The following is a 6,792-nucleotide window of genomic DNA, read 5'->3' on the forward strand; positions in this document are numbered from 1 at the left end:
TCCCTGAGACCGCCCCCGCACGCCCGAAGTCCCGCTACACTCCCGCCACCCGGCGAAAGACCAGGTCAGACAGCGAAATCCTGCTGGAGTACTAGTGTCCTGAGTCGTTAGTTCGTGTGCAGTATGCGGCGAGGGTTTCGAGGATCTCGTCTGCGGTCTTGGTCCACACGAACGGCTTGGGGTTCTTGTTCCACTCGTTGATCCAGCCTCAGGGGCCCTTGCAAGATCGAAGATCGTCCGGTTCGCCGGACTCGTCGTGAGGCAGGGTGAGCCTCCCGGTTCGGGCAGGGGAACGCAGTGCAGGCACAGCCTCAGTGATCATGTGAGTGTCGAAGTCCCATGAATGCTTGGTGAGTCCGTGCCTGCTCCTGCATCTTCCCTCATGCCTGCCCCGCTGGAACAACTGGCCCGGGCTTCCGCTCCGGCTCCGCTGACGGACGCGGTCCGTCTGTCCGGATTCCTGGACCTGGTCCCCGACCCGCGCGGCTGTCGCGGACGCCGCTATCCGTTGTCGGCGCTGGTGACCGCCGCCGCGGCGAGTGTCCTGGCCGGCGCCCGCTCGCTCGCCGCGATCACCGAATGGATCAGCGATGCGCCCGCGTGGGCCTGCCGGGTTCTCGGATTCCCCGTGGACCCGCTGACCGGCGCGGTCTGCGTTCCCCACCCGCACACCCTGCGACGCCTCCTCGTCCAACTCGACGGCGATGCCCTGGACCGGGCGATCGGAGCGTTCCTCACCGATGCCCTGCACACCCAGCACGCCCACGGCGCCTACCTCCGAACACGCGGCGCCCACTACATCACGCAGGTCAAGGCCAACCACCCCGGCATGTTCGACCGCGTCCGCCGACTGCCCTGGCAGGACATCACCCTGGACCACTACGAACGCACCCGCGCCCACCACCGCCAGGAGGTCCGCAGGCTGAAGACCGCGGCCTTCGCCCACATCGACTACCCCGATGCGAAGCAGGCCCTCCAAGTCGTTCGCTGGAGGCATGACTTCACCAGCGGCAAGCTCACCATCGAGCGCGTCTACCTGATCACCAGCCTGCCGCCCGGCGCCGCGAGCGGTGCTCAGCTCGCCGCCTGGATCCGCGGCCACTGGAAGATCGAGAATCTCCTGCACCACGTCCGGGACCGCACCTTCCGCGAGGACGACTCCAAGATCCATGTCGGCCGACTTCCGCGTGTCATGGCCGGCCTGCGCAACCTCGCGATCAGCGTCCACCGCCAGGACGGACGCACCAACATCGCCGCTGCCCTGCGCGAAGCCGCCCCCGACTGGGACCGGCCCCTGACGGCCCTCGGACTCACCGGATGAACACGGACAAAACCTGATCACGCAAGGGACCCTGGATCCAGCCTCGGATGTCGCGTTCGAGCTCGATGACGCTGCGGTGGGCCGAGCGGCGGAGTTTGCGGCAGGTCAGCTCGGCGAACCAGCGCTCCACGAGGTTGAGCCAGGATGCCGAGGTGGGGGTGAAGTGCAGGTGGAAGCGGGGGTGTCGCAGCAGCCATTTCTTGACCGCTTCGGTCTTGTGGGTGGCGTAGTTGTCCAGGACCAGGTGCAGGTCCAGGTCCTTGGGTACGGCGGCGTCGATGGTCTTCAGGAAACGGAGGAACTCCTGGTGGCGATGGCGTCGGTAGTGCTGGGCTATGACCGAGCCGGAGGCGATGTCCAGGGCGGCGAACAGGCTGGTGGTGCCGTGCCGGACGTAGTCGTGGGTCATCCGCGCCGGCGTTGTCGGTGCCAGCGGTAGCACGGGCTGGGTGCGGTCCAGGGCCTGGATCTGCGACTTCTCGTCCACCGCCAACACCAGGGCGTTCTCGGGCGGGGCGAGGTAGATGCCCACCACGTCGCGGACCTTGGTCACGAACTGCGGGTCGGTGTACAGCTTCCAGGTCTGCACGATGTGCGGTTTGAGGCCGAACGCCCGCCAGATTCTGGAGACCGCGGACTGCGACATGCCCGCAGCCTGGGCCATCGACCGCGTCGACCAGTGCGAATCCCCCGAAGGGGGTGCCTGGTCGAGGGTCCGGGCGACCAGGGACTCGACCTGCTCGTCCGTGATCCTGCGCGGGGCACCGGAGCGCGGAGCGTCGACGACTCCCTCAAGACGGTCGGAAGCGAACCTGGACCGCCACTTGCGCACCGTCTCCCGCGAGATACCGAGCTCCTGCGCGACCTGCGCGTTCGGGCGGCCCTCGGCGCAGGCCAGCACGATCCTCGCGCGCAGCACCAGGGCCTGCCCCGCGGTCCGCTTGCGCAACCAGCCCCGCAGTACGCGGCGTTCACACTCGGACAACTCCAATGACAACGGCTTCGGGCCCGGCATCCCCCAACCCTACAACCGCCAATGAACTACCGACTCAGGACACTAGCGATCACACCGCCCGGTCACCGCACCGGCCGCACCCCGCTGAATAGCTACGGACGGACAGCTGTTCCGCGACCGGGCACGCATCCGAGGGACGGGGAACGAGCCGTGGACGTCGTCCGGCGGCGACTGGCGCTCGCCGGAATCTGCCGGGTGGATCCCGGTTGTGCAGATGTGGCCGATCGGCTATAGCGGCCATGCCAACCGGCCAGTGAAACGGAGTGGGTATTGCCTCGCCCGGCGCCGACCCGATATCCGTTGTGCGAGACGTCGTCCACTGCTACTGAGAATCGAGACCATCAAAGGCACATCTGCGTGAATACTCTTTGATGCGGTGCCATGACGCGACACGCCAATGCCGGCGAGAGTGGCTGATCACAGTGATCACATTCGCAGCATCGACTACCCGATATCGAGCAGGGATGCACATGCTTGCAGAAGTCTTCGCCCAGCACGGCCTCGAGCCGGCGCTGGTCGCTGGCGAGACGTTCGTGTACTTCCGGTCCTGCCGGCCCCCGAGCGGAGTCGTCATGGAGGACCCGTCCGAATTCGCCATGGACAACTGGGACAACGTCCCTGCCCTCCAGGACGGTGCTCGGCCGTACTTCAGGACGCGGTCACAGGCAGTGCGGACCCGTGCCAGGGGCGCGGACTGCCGTCTGGACACGGCTGAGCTGCTCAGCGAACGGGACCTGGTGGAGACATTCGAAGGCCACACCTGGCGGACCGGCCCCAGGTCGCGGTACCCCTTCATCGATGCCCTCACCGAGGACGAGGTCCAGGAGTTCGTACGGTCCGTCATGGCACCCATGCTCGTCCTCACCGCCGAGCAGGCACAGGTGGCGTCCCCGTTCGACCTGGCATGGGTGGCAGCCGCAACGCCTCTGCGGCACACGACCCTGCCCGGCGGCCACCACCTGCACATCGAGAATGCCGGTCCGATGGCGCGGGAGATCCGGGACTTCCCGCGCGATGAGCAGGAGGCCGCGGGATGAACCGTTCCCATGAAACCGCGGAACACCGACAGCCGGGCCTGCGGTCGCCGGTACCGGTACCCGTTTCCGACGCGCCCGGCCGCCTCCCGGTACTCGGACATTTGGTCGAGCTGCGCCGCAGGCCCCTCGACTTCTTCCAGTGCCTGAGGTCCCAAGGTCCCGTGGTCCGGATCCGCTTCGGGCCGAAACCGGCGTACGTCGTCAACGATCCCGATCTCATCCGGCGGGTCTTCGTGAACGACGCGCACCACTACGACAAAGGGGTCTTCTGGGAGAAGGTCCGGGAGTTCGTGGGTGACGGGCTGGCCAGCGTGAGCAGCGGCGAATTCCATCGGCAGCAGCGGCGGCTGATGCAGCCTGCCTTCCACCGCAAGCAGATCGCCCGCTACGCCGAGATCATGGGCGCCTGTCTGGCCGAGCGCGCCGAGTCCTGGCGGCCCGGACAAGTGGTGTCCATGGATGACGAGATGCAGGAGGCGGCCCTCACGCTCGTTGCCCGGACGTTTTTCTCCTCGCGCCTCGGTCAGGAGGCCAGTCGCGCGCTCGAAGAATCCTTCCCGGCCGTCCAGGACGGCATCATGAAGCGCACGCTGGCCCCGCTGGGGCTGATGGAGAAGCTGCCTACATCGGCGAACCGGCGGTTCAACCAGGCGATGCAGCACATCTGGGGTGCCTGCCGGCGCGCGGTCGACGACTACCGGGCCGCCGGGGCCGACGACGTGGACCTGATGTCCATGCTGATCCACGCGCACGACCCGGACACCGGCGAGTCCATGAGCGACGACCTGATCCGGGACCAGGTGATCACGATCGCGCTCTCCGGCCGAGACACCACCGCCAATGCGCTGGCCTGGGCGCTGTACCAGCTCAGCCGGACGCCCGACGTGGCCGACCGCATCGCCGCCGAGGTGAAGGAGGTGATCGGTGACCGCCCCGCGGGCCTCGAGGATCTGATGGCGCTCGACTACACCGGCCGCGTGGCACGGGAGGTCTTCCGCCTCTACGCGTTCTGGCTGCTCATCAGGCGTACGGTGACGGATGTGACCCTCGGCGGTGTGCCCATTCCGGCGAACACCCAGGTGCTGATCAGCCCCATCGCCATGCACAGGGACCCATCGATCTACGAGGATCCGATGCGTCTCGACCCCGACCGCTGGTTGCCCGGCCGGGCCGAAGAGATCCCCCGCAACGCCTACTTCGCCTTCGGGGCCGGGAACCGCCAGTGCATCGGTGACCGCTATGCCTGGACCGCGGTCATGTCCGCCCTGGTAGGCATCGCACCCCACTGGGAGCTGCGGCCGGTTCCTGGGCACGAGGTGACCGAGGTGGTAAAGGTTTCCGTGTCGCCGAGCGCACTTCCGCTGCAGGTGGTTCCCCGAACCGTGTCCGGCTGACGGCAGCCCTCCAGTGAAAGGAAGACCCATCTTCTCGGAGAGGTGTTGTCACACATGAACAGTCGAACAGCCCTGGAAGAGGCACCGCTTGACGCCATGCAGCGGCTGCTGGAGCCGGAGAACCGCAGGAATCCGTATCCGTTCCTGGAATGGCTGCGCACGCATGACCCGGTGCACCGTACGACGACCGGTTCCTACCTGCTCAGCCGGCATGCCGACGTTTCTCATGTGCTCCAGGAAAGCGGCACGGTGTTCGTCAGCCCGGACCGCTCCATGCTGGAGGCCCGTTATCCGGAGGCTCTCCGGCGCCGTTCGGTGAGGATTTTCGCCGGCAGCATCGCATTGACGAACCCTCCCGAACACACCAGGCTGCGCAAGGTGCTCAGTCGCGATTTCACCGCGCGCCGGGTCGACGTGCTGCGGCCCCGCATCGCCCGCATCTGCGATCGCCTGCTGGACGAAGTTGCCGAGCCGCTGCTGGACGGCGAAACGGTCGATCTGCACCGCACCGTGGCAGAGCCCTTGTCGGTCGCGACGATCGCGGACCTGCTGGGAGTACCGGAGGGCGACCGGGCATGGCTGTCCTCTCTCGTCGAGGGGGTACTGAGCGCCCATCCGGAGGCACCCGACGAGGTGCTCGCCGTCGCGGACAAGCACTGCTCCGACATGGAGGACTACCTCGGCGCCCTGATCGCACAGCGGCGCAGGGATCCCCGGGACGACCTGGTCACGGCGCTGGCCAAGAAGGTCGGCGAGGGGACCGAGGAGCTCGAGGATAGCGAACTCATCCCCATGATCTGGGCGTTGTGGTGCGCGGGGTTCAAGACCTCGGCCGCTGGCATCAGCAACGGTGTGTTAGCGATGCTGGAGAATCCGCAGCAGCTCACCTGGCTCCGCAAAGACCAGGGCGATGTGGCCGCCTTCGTCAACGAGACGCTGCGCTACGACCCGCCGACGACGATCACCCCGTTCCTCCGCTTCGCGACCCGCGACGTCGAGTTCCCCGGCGGAACCGTACCGGCGGGATCCAGTGTCCGGCTCCTGCTCGGCGCTGCGAATCGCGACCCCGAGGTGTTTCCCGACCCGGACCGATTCGACCCGGCCCGCGAGACCAAGGCGTCACTGGGATTCGCCGGCGGTATTCATTTCTGTGTCGGCGCCGGGCTGGCCCGCGCCGAACTGGGCATCAGCTTGCCCCGTATCCATGCCCGGTTCCCTCGTCTGGCCGCCGCCTCGGAGCCGGTCTGGTCGGATGCCGTCTTTCACCACATGGTCCGGGAACTGCCCCTGGTGGTGAAGGGATGAGCACGCCGGAACGGGACGGCGAGCTGCTCGTCGTCGACAGCGAGGTGCCGGTCCCGGCACTGGCCCCGGCGATCTGGGACTTCCTGACGCGGTCCGACGGCCGGGGGATGCGCGACATCATCCAGGGCTCCGACGGGCTTGAGAAGGAGAACGCGGACATCACCGAAGTCGGGTACCGGTTCACGGAGTTCTTCACCGATCCCGACACCGAGGACCGGGTGCCCTGCACCTGGCGGACGGTCATGAAGTCCCCCTCACACTGGCACCTGGTCGCCGAGGACTTCCTCTACCGCGGGCTGACCATCCACCTGGACTACTCCGTTTCGGGCCGGAGTGACGACGTACACCTCCGTCGCCGTATGCGGACCTGGGTACCAGCGGGCACGGAGCTGACCACGGGGTGGTGGACACGGCTCGGCGACCAGAAGCTGGCCGACCAGGTCGCCCGGAAGATCGCGGCAGGCGTGGCGGAGCAGCCCGGGCGCAATGTCGGCTGAGACACAACTGCGGCGGCGGCCGGAACCTCCGTCCGCCGCCCCGGTGCCGTGCTCCGGAGACGATCCGAGCGCCCCCATCAGACCGGAAGCCGTCCCGGACGTGACTGTCATGTCGGATCGGCCACCGACCCGGGTTCGACATAATTCGGCGGCCTAGAGAGCCGAAAGTGGGGTCTGACCTGCGGGGACATGGGTGTGGCCGCCTGGAGGGCGTGTCTCTAGG

The 6,792-nt window shown here is 67.4% G+C and carries 5 protein-coding genes and 2 pseudogenes; 5 read left to right on the forward strand and 2 right to left on the reverse strand.

Annotation, left to right across the window (positions count from 1 at the left end; translation table 11 throughout):
- Window positions 1-91 precede the first annotated feature (91 nt).
- Window positions 92-205: pseudogene (locus ACFUJR_RS38340) on the reverse strand (IS630 family transposase); the annotation flags it as partial.
- A gap of 177 nt (window positions 206-382) precedes the next feature.
- Between ACFUJR_RS38340 and ACFUJR_RS38345 the strand changes: the two are divergent.
- Window positions 383-1,321, forward strand: coding sequence for an ISAs1 family transposase (locus tag ACFUJR_RS38345; protein ID WP_383180402.1), 939 nt, complete (start codon window positions 383-385; stop codon window positions 1,319-1,321).
- Window positions 1,322-1,355: 34 nt separating this feature from the next.
- Here ACFUJR_RS38345 and ACFUJR_RS38350 read toward each other — a convergent pair.
- Window positions 1,356-2,336 (reverse strand): annotated as a pseudogene (locus ACFUJR_RS38350) (IS630 family transposase); the annotation flags it as partial.
- Between the two features lie 470 nt (window positions 2,337-2,806).
- Here ACFUJR_RS38350 and ACFUJR_RS38355 point away from each other — a divergent pair.
- The 4 genes from ACFUJR_RS38355 to ACFUJR_RS38370 are packed head-to-tail and all read left to right on the forward strand — an operon-like array spanning window position 2,807 to window position 6,569.
- Complete coding sequence (locus ACFUJR_RS38355; RefSeq protein WP_383180405.1) at window positions 2,807-3,373, forward strand: alpha/beta fold hydrolase; 567 nt, start codon at window positions 2,807-2,809, stop codon at window positions 3,371-3,373.
- Window positions 3,370-4,767 carry a cytochrome P450 gene (locus tag ACFUJR_RS38360; protein ID WP_383180408.1) on the forward strand — a complete coding sequence of 466 codons (1,398 nt, stop codon included), beginning with the start codon at window positions 3,370-3,372 and terminating at the stop codon, window positions 4,765-4,767. Before ACFUJR_RS38355 ends, ACFUJR_RS38360 begins: the two co-directional genes overlap by 4 nt.
- Window positions 4,768-4,821: 54 nt before the next feature.
- On the forward strand, window positions 4,822-6,072 hold the full coding sequence (locus tag ACFUJR_RS38365) for a cytochrome P450 (RefSeq protein WP_383180412.1): 1,251 nt from the start codon (window positions 4,822-4,824) through the stop codon (window positions 6,070-6,072).
- Window positions 6,069-6,569, forward strand: coding sequence for a hypothetical protein (locus ACFUJR_RS38370; RefSeq protein ID WP_383180415.1), 501 nt, complete (start codon window positions 6,069-6,071; stop codon window positions 6,567-6,569). Before ACFUJR_RS38365 ends, ACFUJR_RS38370 begins: the two co-directional genes overlap by 4 nt.
- The last annotated feature ends 223 nt before the right edge of the window (window positions 6,570-6,792 follow it).

The sequence above is a fragment of the Streptomyces sp. NPDC057271 genome (assembly GCF_042668715.1).
In the GTDB taxonomy this organism is placed as follows: Bacteria; Actinomycetota; Actinomycetes; order Streptomycetales; family Streptomycetaceae; genus Streptomyces.

Coding starts and splice junctions, on each gene's coding strand:
- ACFUJR_RS38345 (WP_383180402.1), top strand. CDS start 383: ATGCCTGCCCCGCTGGAACAACTGGCCCGGGCTTCCGCTCCGGCTCCG.
- ACFUJR_RS38355 (WP_383180405.1), top strand. CDS start 2,807: ATGCTTGCAGAAGTCTTCGCCCAGCACGGCCTCGAGCCGGCGCTGGTC.
- ACFUJR_RS38360 (WP_383180408.1), top strand. CDS start 3,370: ATGAACCGTTCCCATGAAACCGCGGAACACCGACAGCCGGGCCTGCGG.
- ACFUJR_RS38365 (WP_383180412.1), top strand. CDS start 4,822: ATGAACAGTCGAACAGCCCTGGAAGAGGCACCGCTTGACGCCATGCAG.
- ACFUJR_RS38370 (WP_383180415.1), top strand. CDS start 6,069: ATGAGCACGCCGGAACGGGACGGCGAGCTGCTCGTCGTCGACAGCGAG.